Annotated in this window: 3 protein-coding genes; all 3 read right to left on the minus strand. The window is 75.2% G+C overall.

Annotation, left to right across the window (positions count from 1 at the left end):
- Positions 1 to 168: 168 nt before the first annotated feature.
- Genes ACWGJ2_RS01945 through ACWGJ2_RS01955 form a run of 3 tightly spaced genes read right to left on the minus strand, consistent with a single transcriptional unit; the run spans position 169 to position 20,731 of the window.
- Complete coding sequence (locus ACWGJ2_RS01945) at positions 169 to 1,143, minus strand: class I SAM-dependent methyltransferase (protein WP_453343965.1); 975 nt, start codon at positions 1,141 to 1,143, stop codon at positions 169 to 171.
- Positions 1,140 to 7,118: an amino acid adenylation domain-containing protein gene (locus tag ACWGJ2_RS01950; protein ID WP_453343966.1), complete on the minus strand. Its 5,979-nt coding sequence runs from the start codon at positions 7,116 to 7,118 to the stop codon at positions 1,140 to 1,142. Before ACWGJ2_RS01950 ends, ACWGJ2_RS01945 begins: the two co-directional genes overlap by 4 nt.
- Positions 7,115 to 20,731 (minus strand): amino acid adenylation domain-containing protein, encoded by a 13,617-nt coding sequence (locus ACWGJ2_RS01955; RefSeq protein ID WP_453343967.1) that lies wholly within the window; start codon positions 20,729 to 20,731, stop codon positions 7,115 to 7,117. Before ACWGJ2_RS01955 ends, ACWGJ2_RS01950 begins: the two co-directional genes overlap by 4 nt.
- Between the last annotated feature and the right edge of the window lie 99 nt (positions 20,732 to 20,830).

A 20,830-nucleotide genomic window follows, 5' to 3' on the forward strand; every position in this document is an offset into this window, starting at 1 on the left:
CGGATTCCGGTTCGGTGCGGAACGGAACATTCCGCGACGGTGTCATGAAGGGCCCGTCCCACGGCGGCACCGCGCGCTTCCGCGAATTCCGCTCGCGGGCTCCCTAAAGGCCCCGGCGCCGCACGGCGGGCCCTTTCCGTCCGGCCCGCCGCCGTGCCCGCGCGTGCGTCACCGCGCCCAGGCGCCCTCCCCCGGCCCCGGCAGCGGACCGGTCCTGCGCAGCACGTAGAACTGGAAGAGCGCGTGCCCCGACGGCGTCCGCCCGGTGCGCTGCTCGACGGTCATGCCGAGGGAGGCGCACCACTGCGCGCTGGGCAGCACCGGAGTGTGGCCGAGGAGCACCACCAGGCCGCCGGTACGGCAGGTACCCGCCGCTGCCAGGAACAGTTCGTGGGCCTGCCGGGTGGGCACCACGCAGGCGTTGAGGTGGCGGCAGATCACCAGATCGGCGCTGCCGGGCGGCAGCGCGGGCACGATGCTGTCGCCGTGGTGCACCTCGTCCACCCGTGCTCCGGCGTGCCGCGCCATGTCGGCGCTGAGGTCCTGCCCCACCGTACGGGCCTGCGGGAACGCCTGCTTGACGGCGAAGAGGAAAGCGCCCGTCGAGCAGGCCGGGTCGTAGACGGTGCCGCCGTCGAAGCCGTGCTCCCGCAGCCGTTTCACGGTGTAGTCGCGCAGCACGCTCTCCGCGTGGTCGAGTTCCTCGACTCTCTCGGAGCTGTCGGTCCAGAACTCCGGGTCGGAGAGGATCTCGGTGCGCTCGACGCCGTCGAGCCGGGCGTAGGGGTGGTAGAGGTCGCACATCGGGTCCTGGGCCGCCTTGGTGAACAGCGCGGCGCGCTCGGCGTCCGGCAGCGGCCGGTAGTGGACCACCACACCGTCCTGGAAGACCTGCTCGCGCTCCGCCACGCCCAGCACCATCCGCGCCTCGACGAGGGTGCACTTCAGCTCGGCGCCGGAGGCGGGGTCCGGGTAGGCGGCCGGGGTCTTGCGGCCGAACAGCCGCAGCCCGTCGACGTCGAGGAAGAACAGATCGTAGGGCTTGTCGTCCCAGGCCATGAAGAAGTGCCGGGACGCGGCCTCCCGCACCGTACCGACCACGTCAGCGCCCCCGCCCGTGCCCGTGCCCGCATCCGCGCTCATCGGGCGCTCCCCTCGTGGTCCGTGCCGTGATCCGTGCCGAGGGCCGCGCCGATGGCACGCGCTGTGTCCGGCAGGAAGGTGTCGTCGAAGAGGAGGTCGTGCTCGCCGGGTATGGCGACGGTCTCCAGTCCCGGCAGCAGCGCGGGGTCCCAGTGGCCCGGTGCCACCTGGCCCGCCGGGGGGACGGGGCCGCCTCGGTTCCGTTCCGCGCAGCTCAGCAGCACCACACGTCCCGGATAGTGCCGCTGCGGATGGCGCGCCGCGAGACGGCCGTTGTGCACCTGCTCGGCGACGAGGTCGCGGGCCTCCTCGGTGTCCGGGTCGAAGCCCCGCTGTGCCAGATAGCGGCGGGCGCCCGCCTCCGGGTCGCCGGACGGCCCGCCCGCCTCCTGGCTGTGCAGGTCGGCGCTGTCGATGAGCAGCACGGTCTCGATCTCCACCCCGTGCTCGCTCATCTGCCGGGCCATCTCCAGCGCGACGGTGCCGCCGAAGGACCAGCCGCCCAGGGTGTACGGGCCCGCCGGGTCGATCCCGTGCACCCACTGGGCGTAGAGCCTGGCCATCTCCTCGACGCTGCCGAAGCGTTCCCCGTCCCGCCCGAACCGGGGGTTGGAGAGGAGGTGCAGCCGCACGTCCGGGAGGTGCGGGGCGAGCGCGCGGTACGCCAGGGCCAGGCCCTCACCGGGGTGTACGAGGAAGAGGGAGCCCTCGGTGCCGTCCGGGTTGAGGGTCTCGATGTGCGCGGACGCCGAGCCTTCGACGGAGCCGACGAGCATCTCGGCGAGGGAGGCGACCGTGGGCGCCTTGAAGATCTGCGTCATGTCGCAGGACACGTCGGGCGGCAGCGCGGCACGCAGCTTCTTCAGCAGCCGTACCGCCATCAGCGAGTGTCCGCCCAGTGCGAAGAAGTCGTCGTGGACGCCGAAGCCGGTGCTGCCCAGCACGTCCTCCCAGGTGGCGAGGATGCGCCGCTCCAGCTCCGTGCGGGGGCGGTGCGCCTCCCCGTGCCGTGCCGCGTCCGGGGTGCCGGGTGCCGCCACGGCCTCCTTGGCGAGCACCTGCTGGTCGACCTTGCCGTTGGTGGTGAGCGGGAGGGAGTCGCGTGCCAGGAGGCGGCCGAGCATCCAGTCGGGCATCTGCCCCAGGGCCCAGTCCCGCAGTGCGGGCAGGTCGAGGCGGGTGCCGGGTGCGGGGACGACGAAGGTGGCGAGGGTCCCGTCGTCCAGGCCGAGGGTGACGGAGCGGGCGACCGAGGGGTGCCGGGTGAGCACGGCGTCGGTCTCGGCGGGTTCCAGCCGGTGTCCGCGGATCTTGAGCTGCCGGTCCCTGCGGCCGAGGAACTCCAGCGCCCCGTCCGTCCGCCGCCGTGCCCGGTCCCCGGTGAGGTACAGCCGTCCGCCGCCGTACGGGTCGGCGACGAAGCGCCGCGCGGTCAGTGCCGGGTCCCGCCAGTAGCCTCCGGCCAACGGGGGCCCGGCGATGGCGAGTTCGCCCTCGACACCGGCCGGGAGCTGTCGCAGCCGGTCGTCGAGTACGTACAGCCGGGTGTTGCTGACGGGGTGGCCCAGCGGTACGGAGTCGCGGTGGCCGTCCTCGGGGACGCACGTCCAGTGGGTGACGCTGATGGACGCCTCGGAGGGACCGTACGCCTGGTGCAGCGCCGCGGGCAGGCCCAGCGCGGTGTGGGCGCGGACCATGGCGGGGGTGACGGCCTCGCCGCCGGAGACGAGGTGCCGCAGTCCGGCGCACTTGGCGGCGGCGGGGGTGTCGAGGAACTGGGCGAGCAGTGTGGGCAGCAGATGGACGACGGTGATGTCCTCGGCGCGGATCAGCCGGGCGAGTTCCGCGGGGTCGAGCACGGCCTCCGGCGGGGCGATCACGACGCTGCCCCCGGCCGCGAGGGGGAAGAACATCTCCCACAGCACGATGTCGAAGGCGGTGCCCGCTGTGGCCAGCAGCCGGGGCGGCGCTTCGGTGCGGTAGGTCTCGCACGACCACAGCATCCGGTTGACCAGGCCCTCATGACGGAGCATCACCCCCTTGGGTGCTCCGGTGGAGCCGGAGGTGTGGACGAGGCAGGCGGTGCCCGGCGGCGCGGTGGCGGGCCGTAAGCGCGTGCCGTCCGCAGGTACGGGCGGCTCGGCCCTGCCGTCAGGACGGAGGACCGGCAGCCCGGCGAAGTCGGCGGGCTCTGCGGTGGTGACCACCGCGCGCACGCCCGCGTCGGCGGCGAGGGCGCGGCGCCGCGCCGCCGGGTGTGCGGGGTCGAGCAGGACGGGGACGGCGCCGCACCGGAGGACGGCGAGCAGCGCGGTCAGGAACTCCGCCGAGCGGGGCACGCACAGGGCGACCAGATCGCCCTCGCCTGTGCCGTGCCCGGCCAGGGCGCGGGCCGTGGTGCGGGCCGCCTCGTCCAGCCCCGCGTAGGTGAGGCGCAGGGCTCCGTCGGTGACGGCCTGCGCCGCGGGGGTGCGCGCTGCCTGTTCGTCGAACAGGGCGAGGAGGGTGCCTGGCGCGGCGGCGCGTTCGGTGGCGGTGTCGTTCCAGTCGTCGAGCGCCGCCCGGTCGGCGTCGGCCAGCAGCCGCAGGTCGCCGAGACGGGCATCGGGGCGTTCCAGGAGCTGCCGGAGGAAGCCGGTGAATGCGCCGGTCATCCGCTCGACCTCGTCGGCGGTGAAGTGGGAACTGTCGTAGGTGAAGTGGCAGCCGAGCCGGTCGCCGGGCAGCGCGATCAGCCCGAAGGGGTACTCGGTCTTCTCCTGTGCGTGCAGGTCGCGGATGCCCAGGGTGGACCGTTCCGGCTGCGGGAGGTTGTCCTCCGGGTAGTTCTCGAAGGCGACGAGGTTGTCGAAGATGCGACCTTCGGTGAGCCGGGTGCCCGTCGCCCAGGATTTGATCTCGGCGAGCGGCATGTCGGCGTGCGCGGCGGTGGCGGCCAGGTCGCGGTGGACGGCGTCCAGCAGTTCGGTGACGGTCAGCTCGGGGGTGAGCCGTACCCGCAGCGGGACGGTGTTGATGAACAGGCCCACCATCGTCTCGACGCCCTCCAGCTCTGGCGGGCGGCCCGCGACGGTGAGGCCGTAGACGACCTCGTCGGCCCCCGCGTACAGCCCGAGCAGCAGGCTCCAGGCGGCCTGGGTGACGGTGTTGGTGGTGACCCCGTAGGCACGGGCGCGGTCGGCGAGCAGGCGGGTGGTGTCCTCGTCCAGGTCGAGGACATGGGTGCGGACGGCGCCCTCCTGGTCGCCGCGTGCGCGGGAGAAGGGGGTGGCGGTCATGTCGCGCAGGTACTCCTGCCAGAACGCCTTGGCGGCGTCGCCCTTGGCGGCCTTGGCGCGGATCCACGCCACGTAGTCGCGGTACGGGCGTACCTCGGGGAGCGTCAGGTCGCGGCCTGCGGCGAGTGCCTCGTAGAACTTGAAGAAGTCGCCCCAGATCAGTGACAGGCACCAGCCGTCGAGCAGGATGTGGTGGTGGCTCCAGATCAGGTAGTGGCGGCCTCCGCTCCGGCGTACCAGCACCAGCCGGTACAGCGGGCACTCGTCCAGTGCCAGGCCGCGTTCCCGGTCCTCGGCGAGGAGTTCCCTCAGCGCCGCCTCGTCGTCCGCGGGGTCGCGCCCTGTCCAGTCCTCGGTGCGCCAGGGCGGTTCGATGTCGTCGCGCACGTACTGGAGCGGCTGGTCCAGGCCCTCCCAGGCGAAGCCGGTGCGCAGGATCTCGTAGCGGTCGGCGGTCAGCCGCCACGCCTCGCGCAGTGCTTGTTCGTCGAGGTGTTCCCCGGTGAGTTCGAGGACGTTCTGGTTGAAGTAGGCGTCCGAGTCCGGCCAGTACAGGCCGCGGAAGAGCATGCCCTCCTGCATGGGTGCCAGCGGGTACACGTCGGTGACGCCGGGCCGTTCGCGCAGCGGGGCCACCTGCTCCTCGGGGATGCCCGCGAGGAGGGCCGCCGCGAGGTCCGGTGCCGCGTCCTGTGCCGCGCCGCCGCCGGTGCCGTCCGTGGCGACGGCGGTGGCGGCGAGGGCGCGGATCGTCTTGCGGGAGAAGACGTCGGAGACCTCGATGTGCACGCCTTCGCGGCGGGCGCGGGCGACCAGCCGCATGCTGGAGACGGAGTCGCCGCCGGTCTTGAAGAAGTCGTCGTCGATCCCGAAGTCGTCGTGTCCCAGGAGCCCCGACCACAGCGCGGCGAGGGTGCGCTCGGTCTCCGTGCGGGGCGGCGCCGCGGTGCCGGTGCGCGCGGGGGCGACCTGGGGCAGTGCGGCACGGTCCACCTTGCCCGCTGTGGTCAGGGGCAGTTCCGGCAGCCACACCAGGTCGGTGGGGATCATGTAGGCGGGCAGCCGCTCGGCGAGTTCCGCGCGCAGCCGGCCGGTGCGTGCTTCGGTGCCGTCCACCGGGGCCGCTCCTGCGGGCGCGGAGACGAACGCCGCCAGGCGCCGCGCCGTGCCCTCGCCGTGGACCACGACGACGGCCTGACGCACGTCGCCGGACTCCAGCAGCGCGGTCTCGATCTCCCCGAGTTCGATGCGGTGGCCGCGCAGTTTGACCTGGTGGTCGTCGCGGCCCAGGTACTCGATGGCCCCGTCGGGCGCGAAGCGCCCACGGTCCCCTGTGCGGTAGAGCCGGGCGCCGCCGCCGGTGAAGGGGTCGGGCACGAACCGGTCGGCGGTCAGCGCGGGACGTCCCAGGTAGCCCACACCGACGCCCTCGCCGCCGATGTACAGCTCCCCCTCCGAGCCGGGCGGCACCGGCTCCATGCGCGCGTTGAGGACGTACATCCGGGTGTTGTCGATGGGCCTGCCGATGGGCACGTACGGCAGTTCGGGCTGCTCGCCGACGGGCCAGCTCGTCACGTCGATGGTGGCCTCGGTGGGTCCGTACAGGTTGTGCAGCGCGACGTGCGGGAGTTGGCGCGTGAACGCGTCGGCCACCGGGCGTGGCAGCGCCTCGCCGCTGCACACGGCGGTGCGCAGTGCCGCACACGCCCGGGTGAGCCCGTCGGCCTCCAGGAAGGCGGGCAGCAGCGAGGGAACGAAGTGGAGCATGGTGACACGTTCGGTCCCGATGAGGGAGACGAGCTTGCGCATGTCGCGGTGGTGTCCGGGCGGGCTGACGACCACGCAGCCGCCGCTGATGAGCGGGAGCAGTTGTTCCCACACGGAGACGTCGAACCCGAACGACGTCTTGTGCAGGACGCGGTCGTGCGGCCCGGTGCCGTAGGTGCGGCGCATCCACAGCAGCCGGTTGAGGAGGCTGCGGTGGCTGATGCCGACGCCCTTGGGGCGTCCGGTGGAGCCGGATGTGTAGATGACGTAGGCGAGTTGGGCCGAGGAGACCGGGGCCGCGGGCTGCGGCGGCGCGGGCGGCACCGTCGGCGCGAACGGCGGCGCGGACGCGGTGCCGCGCTGATCCGGTGTACCCGGCGGACCCGCGTCGGCGCCGAAGACCGCGCCGAGTGCCGCGCCGAGCGCGCCGTCGGGCCCGTCCGTCGCGTCGGTCAGCAGCACGGTCCCCTCGTACCCGGCCAGGACACCGGCACGGGTGGCCGTGTCCGTCACGAGCGCCCCCGGAGCGCCGTCCGCCAGCAGGAACCGCAGCCGGGCCGCCGGGTTGTCCAGATCGAGCGGCAGATAGGCGGCGCCCGCGTAGAGGGTGCCGAGGACGGCGACGAGGCGTTCGGCAGAGGGCGCGAGTGCGAGGGCGACGAGGTCGCCGGGCCGGATGCCGCGTGCCGTCAGCGCAGCGGCCACGTGGCGGGCCGCCAGGTCGAGCCCCGCGTAGGTCAGGGCACGGTCGCCGCAGACCACCGCCCGCGCGCCGGGGTGCGACGCGGCCTGTTCCCGGACGAGTTCGTGCACGCAGGTGTCCGCGGGGAAGGCGCGTTCCGTGGCGTTCCACACCTCGTGCAGGAGGTCCAGTTCGTCCTCCTCCGCCGAGCCCAGGTCGCCGACGGTCAGCTTCTTGTTCACGGTCACGCTGCTTCCTCTCGCAGGGCCTCGGCTATGTGCTGGAGCAACCTGATCAGGCGTCGGGACAGCGCCGACGCCGCCTGCGGGGCGAGGGTGTCGGCTCTGCTGGTGAGGTCGAACGTCATCCGGTCGCCGGGGCTGACGGTCAGCGACACCGGGAACTCGGTGCTCTCCACGGCCCGCACCACGCGCAGCCGCCCCAGGTCGCCGACGGGCTGCCCGGTGCGGTCGCCGGGGTAGTTCTCGAAGACGACGACGCTGTCGAACGGTGCCGTGGACCCGTCCAGTCCGGCCCAGCGCCGGATCTCGCCGAGCGGGTGCGCGGCGTGCTCGTAGACCGCGAGCAGCCGCTCCTGCGCGTGCCGGAACAGCTCGGGCAGCTCGGCGTCGTCGGTCACCTCCAGACGCAGCGGGAGAGTGTTGAGGCAGAGTCCGACGACGCGTTCGGCGTCCGGCACCTCGTCGGGCCGCAGCGACATCACCACGCCCAGGACCACGTCGTCCCCGGCGGCGCGCTGCCGCAGCAGCACCGCCCACGCGGCGAGCACCAGGCTGTGCAGCGTGACACGGTGGCGTTCCGCGATGGCCGCGAGGTCCGCGGTGTGCCGCTCGGACAGTTCCGCGACGACGGTGTGGGCGGTCGCGTCCGGGGCGCCGTGTGCCGTGGGAGCGGCGAGGCCGCCGCCGGTGGCACGTCCGGTGCCGGAGCCCGCGAGCGCGCCGGTACCGGTGGCGGTGCCGGTGTCCGGCTCCGGTGCGAGATGGGCGCGCCAGAACTCGGCGCCCGCCTCGGTGTCCCGTCCGGCGAGCCAGCGCAGGTAGTCGGCGTAGCGGGGGCCGGGCGGCCGTTGCCAGGGGCGGCCCGCGTGCCGGGCAGCGCAGGCGTCGGCGACGTCGCCGAGGACCAGCGGCAGGCTCCAGCCGTCGAGCAGGATGTGGTGATGGCTCCACAGCAGCCAGCGGCCCGCCTCCCCCGCGTCCAGCCAGTGCCAGCGCAGCGCTCCGGGCCGCGCCAGGTCGAACGGTTCGGCGCGGTCCTCGGCCAGCAGCCGCTCCAGCCGCTCCAGCGCCGCTTCCCTGGTCACGCCGGTCAGCTCGTGCCGCCGCCAGTCCAATGCGGCGGCGCCGCGCGGATCGGGGGCCGTGACGACCTGCGCGGGTGCGTCGAGTTCACCGGCCACGAAGGCCGTACGGAGCACGTCGTGCGCGGCGACCGCAGCGGCCCAGCCCTCCCTCAGCAGCTCCTCGCCGAGTGCGCCCTCGGCCTCGAACAGCATCTGGGTGTGGTAGGCGCCCCCGCCCTGCCGGGCCAACTGCCACGCCAGCATGCCCTGTTGGGCAGGGGCCAGCGGCAGCACGTCGGTGGCTCCGGGACAGCGGGTGAGCAGCGCGCCCAACTGCTCCTGGGTGAGGGTGACATCGGGGAAGTCGCCGGGTACGGCCGTGGCCTCGCGTCCCTCGTCGAGGACGGCGGCGAGGGCCGTCAGGGTCCGGTGGGTGTCACGCATCAGCGCTTCGACGGTGCGGCGCGCGAAGCGGCCGGTGTCCCACTCCCACTCCGTCCACAGTCCCCGCTCGTCCAGCCCCGCCGTGACCTCGATGGCGGGCCCGCCGGTGCGGTGCCGGGGCGCCGCGTACGCGCCGAGCGACTGGTGGGCGGCGCGGGGGAAGAGGCCGGTGTCCTCGGTGGCACCGGGCGCGGACCGGTGCGGGCCCGTGGTGGCGCCCAGGTAGTTGACGGAGATCTCCGGCTCGGCGCTGCCCCGCAGTGCCGGGTCGTCCGCAGAGCGCAGCAGCCCGTAGCCGGTGCCGCCGTACGGCACCGCGCGCAGTGCCGACCGGCAGGCGCGGAGCGATGCGGCGAGGCCGCGGGTGGCATCAGGGCCGGTGCCGGGGTCGGCGGGGCGGGCCTGGGGTTCCGGGTCGTCGTCCGGCAGGGTCACCGCCAGGGGGAAGACGGCGCTGAGCCAGCCGACGGTCCCGGTCACATCCGCGCGGCCCGGCAGCGGCTCCCTGCCGTGGGTCTCGCGGAGGAAGGTGACGCTGTGGTCCCCCGTCCAGCGGGCCACGGCGCGGGCGACGGCGGTCAGCAGCAGCTCGTCGGCGCGCATACCGTGCCGGGCCGTCCCCGTGACCAGGGCCCGCGCCGTCTCCTCGCCGGTCGCGGCGGTCAGCGGGGGCGGCGCGGTGCCGCCGTCCGGGGTGTCCGGGGTGTCCGGGGTGTCCGGGGCGTCCTCGGGGAGCGGCCTGACCGCGTCCAGTTGCTCCCGCCAGTACGCGCGCTGCCGTACGGTCTCCGCGCGACGGGCCAGCGCCGGCAGGCTCCGCGCGAGGTCGCCGAACGGCACCTCCGAGGGAGGGAGCGCGGCGGGCAGGCCCTCTGCGATCCGGTGGTACGCGGTTTCCAGCCCGGCGAGGACGGTCTCCCACGACGCGGTGTCGACGGCGAGATGGTGGGCGGCGAGGAGCAGCACCGGGGTGCCGTCGTCCCGTCGGGCCAGCAGCCCCGCGAGGAGCGGTCCGGTCCGCGGGTCGAGCCCTTCGTGCACGGGCCGGAGCAGTTCGGCCCACTCCTCGGGACGCTCCTCGGGGTGCACCGTCGTTCCGGCGGGGGCGACGGTGAGGGAGGCGAGCCGTTCACCGGGTGTGCCGGGCGGCAGCAGCGAGAGCCGGGGCCCGCCGTGCGCCGCGTCCTCGCCGGTCGCCCCGCCCGTCGCCTCGTCCTCGTCCCGCGCACCGGCCAGCCGCAGCCGGAACGCGTCGTGGTGGGCGGCGACGGCGCGCAGCGCGGCACGGAGCGTCGCCGGGTCCGGGGCGGTGCGGGGCGCGAGGAGCACCGCCTGGTTGAAGTGCGCCGGACCGGCCGGGGTTTCGTACTCGCCCGCGCGGGTGAGGAAGGCGTGCTGCGCCGGAGTGGGCCACAGTCCGTCCGTGCCGCCGACGCCGTCCCGCACGTCCGTCGTCGGGTCCGTCGGGTCCGTGGCCTCGGCCGGGACGGCGGCAGCCGCGGCGTCCGCGAGTGTGCTCGTCCGCAGCACCTGGGCGATGCTCAGCCGCAGCCCGGCGGCGCGTGCGCGGGCGACGACGCGGATGGCGGTCACGGAGTCGCCGCCGAGGTCGAAGAAGTTGTCGTGCGGACCGACCGCGCGTGCGACCGGCAGCACCTGTCCCCAGACCGCCGCGAGCCGCCGTTCCGTGTCCGTTCGGGGCTCGGCACCGTCCGTGCCTCCGGTGCCGTCGGAAGGGGCGGCGTCGGAGGCGTCGGGGGCCGGCAGTGCTGCGGTGTCCAGCTTGCCGTTGGCGGTCACGGGCAGCGCGGGCAGGGGGACGAAGGAACGGGGCACCATCGCCTGTGGCAGCCGCTCGCCCAGATGGGCGGTCAGCTCGGCCGTACCGGGTGCGGCGGGGCCGCCTGGGACGACGTAGCCGACGAGCACGGTGCGTCCCCCGGTCTCGCGGGGCAGCACCGCGCAGGCTGCGACCCCGGGGTGGGCGGCCAGCGCTGTCTCCACCTCGCGCGGTTCGACGCGGACCCCGCCGATCTTGAGCTGCCGGTCGGCGCGCCCGACGAATTCGAGGGTCCCGTCGGTCCGCAGCCTGGCCAGGTCCCCTGTGCGGTACATCCGCGCTCCGGGCCGCGCGGAGTGAGGGTCGGGCACGAAGCTCGCCGCTGTCGCTCCGGGGCGCCCCAGGTAGCCGCGCGCCAGCACGTCCCCCGCGACGACGAGTTCGCCGGTCACTCCGACGGGCACCGGCTCGCCGCCCGCGTCCAGCAGATACAGCCGTACGCCGTCGACCGGACCGCCCAGTGGCGGCGCCGCCCCCTCACCGGGGCCGGAAGCGGCGAGTTCCTGGGGCACCGCCCAGTGGGTGACGATGATGGACGCCTCGGTCGGCCCGTACGTGTGGTGGAGGCGGGCCCCGGTGCTGCGCGAGGTGAAGCGTTCCGGGAGACCCGCGGGCACCCGTTCGCCGCCGCACAGCACCGTGCGCAGTCCGGGCGCCGTCATGGCCCCGGTCTCCTCGACGAACCCTTCCAGCAGGGTGGGTACGAGGTGCAGGGCTGTGATGTCCTCCCGTACGACGGCGTCCGCGACGGCGGAGACGTCGCCGTGCGCCGCGTCGTCCAGCACCACCAGCCGGGCGCCGCAGGTGAGGGGGTGGAACATCTCCCAGAGCGAGATGTCGAAGCCCGTCGCGGCGACCTGCAACAGGCTCTCCCCAGGGCGCAGCGGATAGCCGCGCCGCGACCAGCGGAGCTGGTTGGCGAACCCGCCGTGGGTGCAGAGCACACCCCTCGGTTCCCCGGTGGAGCCCGAGGTGTAGGTCAGATAGGCGAGCCGGTCCGCCGGGTCCGAGGACGCGGGCACGGATGCGGACGCGGACGTGGAAGGGACGGGGAGCGTGGTGAGCGCTGACAGGTCCAGCACCGGGACGCCGGGTGTCCCGGAACCGTCCGCCGCACCCGACACCGGCCCCGGCCCCGCCGGGCCCCCGGTGATGAGCGCGGCGGGTGCGCAGTCGGCGAGCATCGCTCGGGTGCGGGCCGCCGGGTTGCGCGGGTCGAGCGGTACGTACGCGCAGCCCGCCTGCCAGATGCCCAGGACCACGGCCGGGAGTTCGGCGCACCGTCCGGTGCGTACCGCGACGGACGACTCGGGGCCCGCGTGTGCCACCGTGCGCAGCCAGTGCGCCACCCGCTCGGCGAGGCCGGCGGTCTGCCGGTAGGTGAGGGACCGTCCGCCACCGGTCACCGCCACCGCGTCCGGGTGGGCGGCGGTGTGCCCGGCGAACAGTGCGAGCACTCCGGGCTCGGGGTCCGCCGTGCGGCCCGCGCGGCCGGTGCGGTCCGTGTGATCCGTCCAGCCGGTGCGGTCCAGCGCAGCCGTCAGGCGCCGCCGCTCGGCGGGTCCGGTCAGTGGCAGCTCCGCCACCCGGGTGTCCGGGCGGCGCGCCACATGGTCCAGGACGTGCGCCAGCGAGGCCGCGAGATGTTCCACGGCGCCCGGCTCGAACAGGCCCCGCGCGCCGCGCAGTTCGAGCACGAGCCCGCCGTCTCGCCCAGCGTCGTCGCCGTCGCCGTCCCCGTCGCCGTCCGCGCGGGCTGTCAGCTCCAGGTCGAAGACGCCCACGGACGGCGCCGGGTTCAGTGCCTCGGCCGTGAGGCCGCGTCCGAACGGCGGGGTGGGCAGCACGTCCTCGTCCTCCAGGTCGAAGACGGCCCGTACCAGCGTCCGCTGACGGGCCCGCTCCCCCGCCGCGTACTGCTCCAGGATCCGCTGCGCGGGCACGTCCTTGTGCTGGAAGACGTCGAGGACCGCGGCACGGGTACGGTCCACCTGTTCGGCGAACGTGGCGTCGCCGGGCACGGGGGTGCGTACCGGCAGCACGTCCACCAGCGGGCCCACCACCGAGGCGCGGGAGGGCGTGTCGCGGTCGGCGACGGGGGTGCCCGTCACGATGTCGTCCTGGCGGCAGCAGCGGGCCAGCCAGACGTGCACGGCGGACAGCAGCACCATGAACAGCGTGGCCTGCCGCGCCCTGCCCAGTCGCCGCAGGGCTTCGGCGGTCGCGGACGGCACCGGTATCCGGCAGGTGTGCCGTCCCGGTCCCGGCCCCCGTCCCGGCTCGGCGCCGGGACGGTGCGGTCCGGTGGGCAGCTCCAGTCGCGCGGGAGCCCCTTCGAGGTGCTCCCTCCAGAAGCGGAGCCCGTCCTCGTCGGGCTGCCGCGCTGCGGACGCGGTGGCGAGCGCGCGGAAGCTGCCCGGCGCGGGCAGCGGGACGGCGGCGCCCGGCGCGGAGGTCTCCGCCGTGTAGAGGGCGGCGAGTTCGCGCTGGAGCAGCCGCGCTGACCAGCCGTCGGCGGCGATGTGGTGCAGCACCAGCGCGCACACGTGGTCGTCGTCGGCGAGCCGGACCAGCACAGCCCGTACCGGAGGTTCGCGCAGCAGGTCGAAGGGCCGGTCCACGATGCCGCGCAGCAGCTCAGCGAGTGCTCCGGGCCGGTCGGTGAGGCCGTCGCCGCTGTGGTCGGCGGCGGTCGGCCGCGGGAGCGCGTCGGGCGGAAGCAGGCGGAAGACGGGGGCCTCGCCGGAGGCGTCGAGCACCCCGCGCAGCGCGTCGTGCCGCTCCAGCAGTCGCTGCATGGCACGTTCGAGCGCCGCCCTGTCCAGGGCGCCGCGCAGCCGCAGCAGCACCGGGGTGTGGAAGGGGAGGCCGGGTTCGGCCTCGGTGCGCAGCCAGATCGCCAGTTGCGCCGCGGTGAGCGGCACCGTCCCGTCCACTTGGCCGGCGCCGTCCGCAGCGTCCGTCCCGGCGGTCCCGGCGGTCCCGGCGGTGGCCTCCTCACCTGGCGCCTCCGTGCCGGGGAAGCGGGCGAGCAGTCCGGCGACGGTCGGCGCGTCGAAGAGTGTCCGCACCGTCACCTCGGGCAGCACGTCCCGCCGCATGTGCCGTACGAGTTCCATCGCGAGGAGGGAGTTGCCGCCCAGGTCGAAGAAGTCGCTGTGCGGGCCGACTTCGGCGGTCCGGAGCGTCGCGGCCCACAGCGCGCACAGCCGCCGCTCCCGCCCGGTGCGGGGCACGTTGTCGGCTGCGGAGACCGCTGCCCCGTCCCGGACGCCGGTCTCCTCCGTGCCGGGCGGCGACTCGGCGGCCAGGGCCCGGTGGTCGGTCTTGCCCGCCGGGGTGCGCGGCAACCGGTCCCGTACGACGAACGCCGACGGTGTCATGAAGGCGGGCAGCCGCGCGGTGAGGTGGGCACGCAGTTCGGCGGCGGTGACACCGTCGCGCGCGGCGACGTACGCGACGAGCCGCGACGCGGCGGACGCGTCGGTACCGTCCGCCCCGTCGAGCGCGCCCGGCCCGTCGGAGGGGACCAGCACGGCGGCCTCGTCCACGGCCGGGTGCGCGGCGAGCACCCGCTCCACCTCGTCGGGCTCGATGCGGAACCCCCGGACCTTCACCTGCCGGTCGGCGCGCCCCAGAAAGTACAGCTCGCCGTCCACCCGCCTGGCCAGGTCACCGGTGCGGAACATCCGTCCGCCCGGCACCGGCGAGTACGGGTCGGGCACGAAGCGCGCCGCGGTCAGCGCGGGCCGGTGGGCGTAGCCGCGGGCGAGGCCGGGACCGGCCAGGTGCACCTCGCCTGTGGTGCCGTCCGGCACCGGGTGGCCGTACCGGTCCAGCAGATGGATGCGGGTCCGCGACGTGGGGGCGCCGACCGGTATCGCGGCCGGGAGGACGGGACGGGCCGCAGGGCCGAGTTCGGCGGCGGTGACACCGATGGTGGCCTCGGTCGGCCCGTACGCGTTGACCAGCCGCAGCGCGTGCCTGTCCGCGGTGCGGGCCCGCCAGCGCGCGACCGTGGCCGCGCCCGCCTGCTCACCGCCGATGACGCAGAGCCGGATCTCCTCCGGGAGCCGTGCGCTCTCCTCGGCGAGCACTCCGGTCAGCTCCGTCCAGTATCCGGTGGGCAGATTGACCACCGTCACGCCCGTGCGCGCGCACTGGGCCAGGCACTCCTGCGGGGACAGCGCGGCCTCCGCCGAGCGCAGCACGAGGGTGGCACCCGCGCAGAGGGTGGGGAACACCTCCTCTGCCATCACGTCGAAGGTCGGCGAGGCGAACTGGAGCACCCGGTCGCGCGGTGTCAGCGCGAACGCCGCGCACGCCCAGCGGACATGGTCGGCCAGCGCACCGTGCTCCACGACCACGCCCTTGGGTTCGCCCGTGGAGCCGGAGGTGAAGATGGTGTACGCGGGGTCGTGGGCAGCGGGGGCCGGGCCGGGGTTCGGTGAGGACCGGTCGTGCTCCGGTACCGGGTCACCGGCCGCCGGACCCTGCGCTGGGCAGCCGTCGGCGTCGACCACGAGGACGGCGGCGCCGGGTACGGCGAACCGCTCGGCGTGCGCGGCGGCGGTGACCGTCAACCGGGTTCCGCTGATCTCCAGTTGCCTGCGTACGCGCTCGTCCGGCTCCGCCGCGTCGAGCGGCAGATAGGCGGCGCCGGCCCGGAGCACCCCCAGCAGCACCGCGAACAGCGCTGCGGACCGTGGCAGGCACACGGCGACGGTGTCCCCGGCACCGCAGCCCTCCGCGCGCAGACGGGCCGCCACCCGGTCGGCGCGGCGCTGGAGCTGCGCGTAGCCGACCTCGGTGTCACCGTCGACGAGGGCCACGCCGTGCGGGTTCCGCCGCACCGCCTCCGCGATCATCTCCGTCACCGGGAGGAGCACCCCGGACTCCGCCGCCTCCGGCGCGGGCAGCGCGTACGAGCGTGGGGGGACGTGCGGCGTGGCGAGCGGGACGTCGCCGATGCGTGCGCTGCCGCCGTCCGCGGTGAACGCGTCCAGCAGCGTGCCGAAGGCTTCCGCGAGCACCCCGGCGGCGGCCTCGTCGAACAGGTCGCGGCTGAACTCCAGCTCCAGCGCGAGGCCGTCGGGCAGTTCGCGTGCGACCAGGGTCAGGTCGTAGGCGGTGACCGGTGCGGGCGGCCTGACGGGTTCGGCGGTGCAGCCGGGCAGCGCCGCCTCCACGCCCGCCGACTCCTCCCACGCCAGCATGAACTGCACCAGCGGGTGGTGGCCAGCGCTGCGGCGCTGGCCGAGCGCGGCGGCGAGCCGTTCCACGGGAACCGCGTGGTGCTCGTACGCCTCCAGCACCCGGCCGCGGGTCTCCGTCAGCAGCTCGGCGAAGCGCGGGTTGCCGCGCAGATCGGCGCGCAGCGGCACCGTGTTGACGAGCATGCCGACCACCCCGTCGGACTCCGACAGGTCGCGGTCGGCGACGGGGGCGCCGACCACCAGGTTGTCGGCGGTGGAGAAGCGGTGCAGCAGCACCTGGAACGCGGCGAGCAGGAAGACGAACGGGGTGACGCCCCGTGCCACGCAGACCGCGCGCAGCGCCGCGGCCCGTTCCGGAGCGAGCTGCCAGGCGACGAGCCCGGCGCGGTGCGCGGGCTCGGCGGGCCGATGCCCCCCGACCAGCAGCTCGATGTCGAACTCCGCGCCGTCGAGGCGCCGCCGCCAGTGCTCGATCTCGGCCCCGGCCCGCTCCTCCTGGCGCCGCACGGCCGCCGCGTGCCCCAGGTGGGCCGCTCCGGTGTCCGGCAGCACCGCGGCCCGGCCCTCCAGCGCTGCGGTGTACAGCTCCCGCAGTTCCCGGAACAGCACCTCGACGGACCAGCGGTCGCAGACGATGTGGTGCAGTACGAGCACGAAGACGTGGTCGTGCGGCGAGAGCCGCAGCAGTCGCGCCCGCAGCAGCGGTGCGGAGGCCAGGTCGAAGGGGTCGGCCAGCAGCTCCGCCAGCCGTGCGGCGAGGCGTTCCTCGCCCGGCAGGCCGTGGGAGCCGGAGGCGTCCGCCGAGGGCACGGTGTCCGGTCCAGGCGAGGGCACGGTGTCCGGTCCGGGGGCGGTCAGGTCCTCCACAGCGAAGGGCAGCGGCACCTCCCCCGCGGGGACGATCCGCAGTCGGGCCGTGTCGTGCTCGACAGCGCCGCGCAGCATCGCATGACGATGTGTCAGTTCCGCGAGCGCGTCCCGCAGCACCTCCGCGTCCAGCGGGCCGCGCCACCGGGTGGCCACGGGGACGTTGAAGGCGCCTGCGCCCAGGAACTCCTCCTCGAACAGCACCCGTTGCTGCGCGTTCGACAGCGGCAGCCACTCCGGCGTGGTGGTGGATTCGGCGGTGTCAGGTGCGTCGGCGCCGCTGAGCGTCCCGCCCGAGCCGGGCTGTGTGACGGGCTCCGTCCCGGCCGCCGGTGCCGCCGCCCGCATCGCCTCGATCCGGCGGGCCAGTTCGGCGACGGTACGGCCTTCCATCACGTCGGCGAGCCTGAGCAGCACCCCGTGGTCGCGCCAGACAGCGGTGAGGGTGCGGGTGGCGACGAGGGAGTGGCCGCCGAGGGCGAAGAAGTCGTCTTCCGGCGATACGCGGTCGACGTCGAGCAGTTCCTCCCACAGCGTGCACAGCGCACGCTCCAGCGCGCCGTTCCCCGTACGGCGATCCCCGCCCCCGCCCCCGTCCCCCGTACCTGACGTGTCGGTGTCCGCCGGGTGCACGGCCGCAGCGCGCGATGTCTCCGCACGCAGCGCGCCGGTACGGAGTGCCTCCGTGCGCAGCGCCTCGCGGTCGGTCTTGCCCGCCGACCCGAGCGGGAAGGTCTCCCGCACCACCCAGCGGGTCGGCACGACGGGGCGGGGCAGGCGGACCGCGAGGTAGGCGCGGAGGTCACCGCGGAGCGCGCCCGCCCAGCTCTCGTCGGCGGCCCGTTCGCCCGCCGCCACGAACGCGACGACGGCGGGCCGTCCCGCGCGGTCGTCGAGCAGTTGGACCGAGGCGCGCCGTACGGCGGGATGCCGGTGCAGCAGGCCCTCGATCTCCGCGGGGTCCACCCGATGCCCGTGGATCTTGAACTCCTCGTCGGCGCGGCCGAGGAACTCCAGCCTGCCGTCGGGCAGATAGCGGGCCCTGTCCCCCGTCCGGTACAGCCGTTCCCCGACGTCGCCGCCGTGCCCGCCGTCGCGACCGTCCTCGCCGTCGCTGTCCGGTACGGGGCCGAAGCGGGATGCCGTGCGGCCCGGGGCCCCGTGGTAGCCGCGGGCCAGCGGGTCGCCGCCGAGGGCGATCTCGCCGGGGCTGCCGACCGGGACGCGGCGGCCGTCGGGGCCGAGGAGGGCGACGGTGGTGTTGCTCAGCGGCCTGCCGAGCGGCACTCCCCTCTCCGGCCCGCGCCCCGGCCCGCCGCCCTTGTCCGGGTCCGCGCCCGTGTCCCGTACGGCTGCTGCCGTGTCGCACACGTCGTGCAGCACGGTGATGGTGGCCTCCGTCGGCCCGTACGCGTGCACCAGGGTGCCCGGACAGCAGGCCAGGAAAGCGTCGCGCAGCGTCGGGCTCACGGTCTCGCCGCCGCAGACGGCGAGGCGGAGCGGCAGTCGCTCTCCGGGGCCGCAGGCGCGGGTGAGTTCGCCCAGTACGGACGGGACGAAGTGGGCGACGGTGACGCCCTGCGCGCGCAGTAGCCGGGGCAGGTAGGGCACGATCCCGTGTTCCCGGTGCTCGGCGACGACGAGCCTGGCCCCGGCCAGGGGCGCGGCGAGAAGCTCCCAGAGTGAGATGTCGAAGCCGGGTGACGCGCACTGGAGCAGCACGTCGTCCGGGTGGAGCGGATGGTTCTCCTGCCACCACGTCATGCGGTTGACCAGGCCCCGGTGGGTGACGACGACGCCCTTGGCGGGACCCGCCGAGCCGGAGGTGTAGAAGACACAGGCGGCCCGGTCCGCCGTTGCGGCTCCGGCCTCCCGCTGTCCCTCCGCGCCCTCGAACGGCCAGGGTTCGGCGCGGCCCCCTCCGGCCGGGTCACGGGAGCCGGTGACCTCGGAACCGTCGAGACCGTCAGGACGGCCGGCGCCGTCAGGACCGTCGGAGCCCGCGCCGTCCTTCAGGATGAGGAGCGGTCCGTCCCAGCGGATGTCCGTCCCGGCAGCGGCCAGCACGGCGACGGGCCGTACGTCGTCGAGGATCGCCGCCGTCCGCTCGGGCGGCCACTCGGGGTCGAGGGGCACGTACACGCCGCCCGCCCGGAACACCGCCAGGCAGGCCACGAGGAGTTCGGCCGAAGCGGGCACCGACACCGCGACGGGCGTCTCCGCTGTGGTCCCGGCCGCTCGCAGCGCGCGGGCGAGGGCTGCGGTGCGGGCGTCCAGTTCGCGGTAGGAGAGCGCACGGTCCGCGCACACCACGGCGGTACGGTCCCCGCCGGTGCGCAGTCGGTCCGCCAGGGCGCCCCACAGGTCCACCGGGTTCCGCGCGATACGCGGACCGCGTTCCCAGCGCCGCAGCCCCGCGCCCGCCGGACGGGCGGCCACGGCGGCGGGCGCGCCGGGGTCGAGGCAGACCGCCACCGCCGCGCCGAGGCCGTCGGCGATCTCGCGGAGCGCGGCGTCGTCGTAGACGGGGTCGCCGCCGACACCGCTGGAGTGCAGTCGCAGCGTCCCCGCCGACGCGTCCCACACCACGGTCAGCGGACGCGGGCCCGCGAGCAGCCGAGGGGTGACCGGTTCCCCGTCGGTGAGCAGCACTTCGACGGGGAGCGGGCGGGGCGGCGGGGTGAGCAGGTGCCGCCCCGGCAGGTCGTGCGGCCGTACGCCCCTGCGCAGGGCACCGGGGGTACGGCGGCCGACCTCTCCGACGACGTCGCCGACGGTGTCGTCGGGCCCGGGCACGAGCGTGAACGGCACGCCGTCGGTGAGGAACGCCTCGAGACCGGCCACGCGCCGCCGGGTCGCGGTGCTGGACAGCGCCACGGACACGGGGGTGCGGGTGCTGCCCTGGCCGAGGTGGAGCAGCAGCGCGGTGAGCACCACGTCCCGGGCGGCGTGTGCGCCGGTTCCGTGACGGCGCGCTGCGGTGCCGGCGATGTCTGCGGGCAGGGGTACGGGCACCCCGGCGGGGGCGCCGGGCGACGCACCGTAGCGTGCGGCGACGGGCGGGTAGGCGGCTACGGCGCGGCCGAGCTGCCGTACGCAGTACGCCTCGTGGGGAGCGGCCTCCGTGAGGGCGGCGGCGAGGCGGGCGCGTAACGCCTCGTCCGGGGCGGGGAGCACGTCGCCGGGGGCGAGTCCCGCCGACGCGAGCACGTCGGCGGCTGCGTGCCGGGTGCCGGAGTGGGCGGTCAGGGTGTGCAGCCGGATGTCCTGGCCCGCCGTCGCGATGTCGGCGCACCCGGCGGGGCGGGCGGAACCGGCGGAACCGGTGGAACCGGTGGAACCGGTGGCTTCAGAGGCACCGGCGGGAAGGGCCGCGTCGGGCCGCTCGCCGACGGCCAGCAGGGTTCCGGCGGGCCGTCCGGAGCGTCCCGCGAGCACCTCGATCTCCTCCACGGTCCAGGACGTGTCCCCGCCGAACCACGCCTTCGCGGTGCCGAAGGTGTTCACGACCGGACCGAAGTGGTGGGCGCGGACCGTGCGGGCGAGTTCCCGCGCGTCGGCCGTCCAGGTCAGCAGCCCGCCACCGGGGGCGCGGCGGTCGCGTCCGAAGTATGTGCGGCGCGTGGCGTCCTGGGGGCGCGGCACGGGCCCGTCGCCGCCGTCGCCGAGGTCGCCGAGCAGTTCGCGGAAGAGGGTGAGGGCCAGTTCGTGGCAGGCGAGGTTGACCTGGTAGGCGGTGTCGTCCGGGCCGACGGGGAAGGCCGCCTGTTTCAGGATGCCGCCCGCGTCGACGTCCTCGGCCATCAGATGCCAGGTCACGCCGTGGGACGTGGCCCCGTCCAGCAGTGCCCAGGACGTGGCGTGCACCCCGGCGTACCGGGGAAGCGGCGCGTCGTGGAAGTTGACGGCGAGTTTCCTCGGCAGCGCCAGCACCTCGGGCGGGAGGACGGTGCCGTTCACCACGCTCACCAGGTGGTCGAAGCGGGCCTCCTCGGAGTCGCGGTCGAGCGCGGCGAAGTCCGGCAGCGCCGCGATGCCGTGCTCCTGGGCCCACGCCCGTACCTCGGGGCTGGACGACACCACGCAGGCGACACCGTCGCCGCGCTCCAGCACCGCCTCGGCGCAGCGCATGGTGAGCACGGCGGTTCCGACCAGACAGTAACGCGGACGGGAAGCGTCACGGGACACGAGGCACCTCGCCCTCTCGGCACACGGACGCCGCCCTCCCACGGGGCGACGGTGGAACGGACGGATCTGGCGCTGGGCCCGCGGATCCGCTGACGGGCG

The organism is Streptomyces sp. NPDC054796 (assembly GCF_053611545.1).

Excerpts from the sequence above, each read along its gene's own strand:
- ACWGJ2_RS01945 (WP_453343965.1), bottom strand. The coding sequence starts at position 1,143 with ATGAGCGCGGATGCGGGCACGGGCACGGGCGGGGGCGCTGACGTGGTC.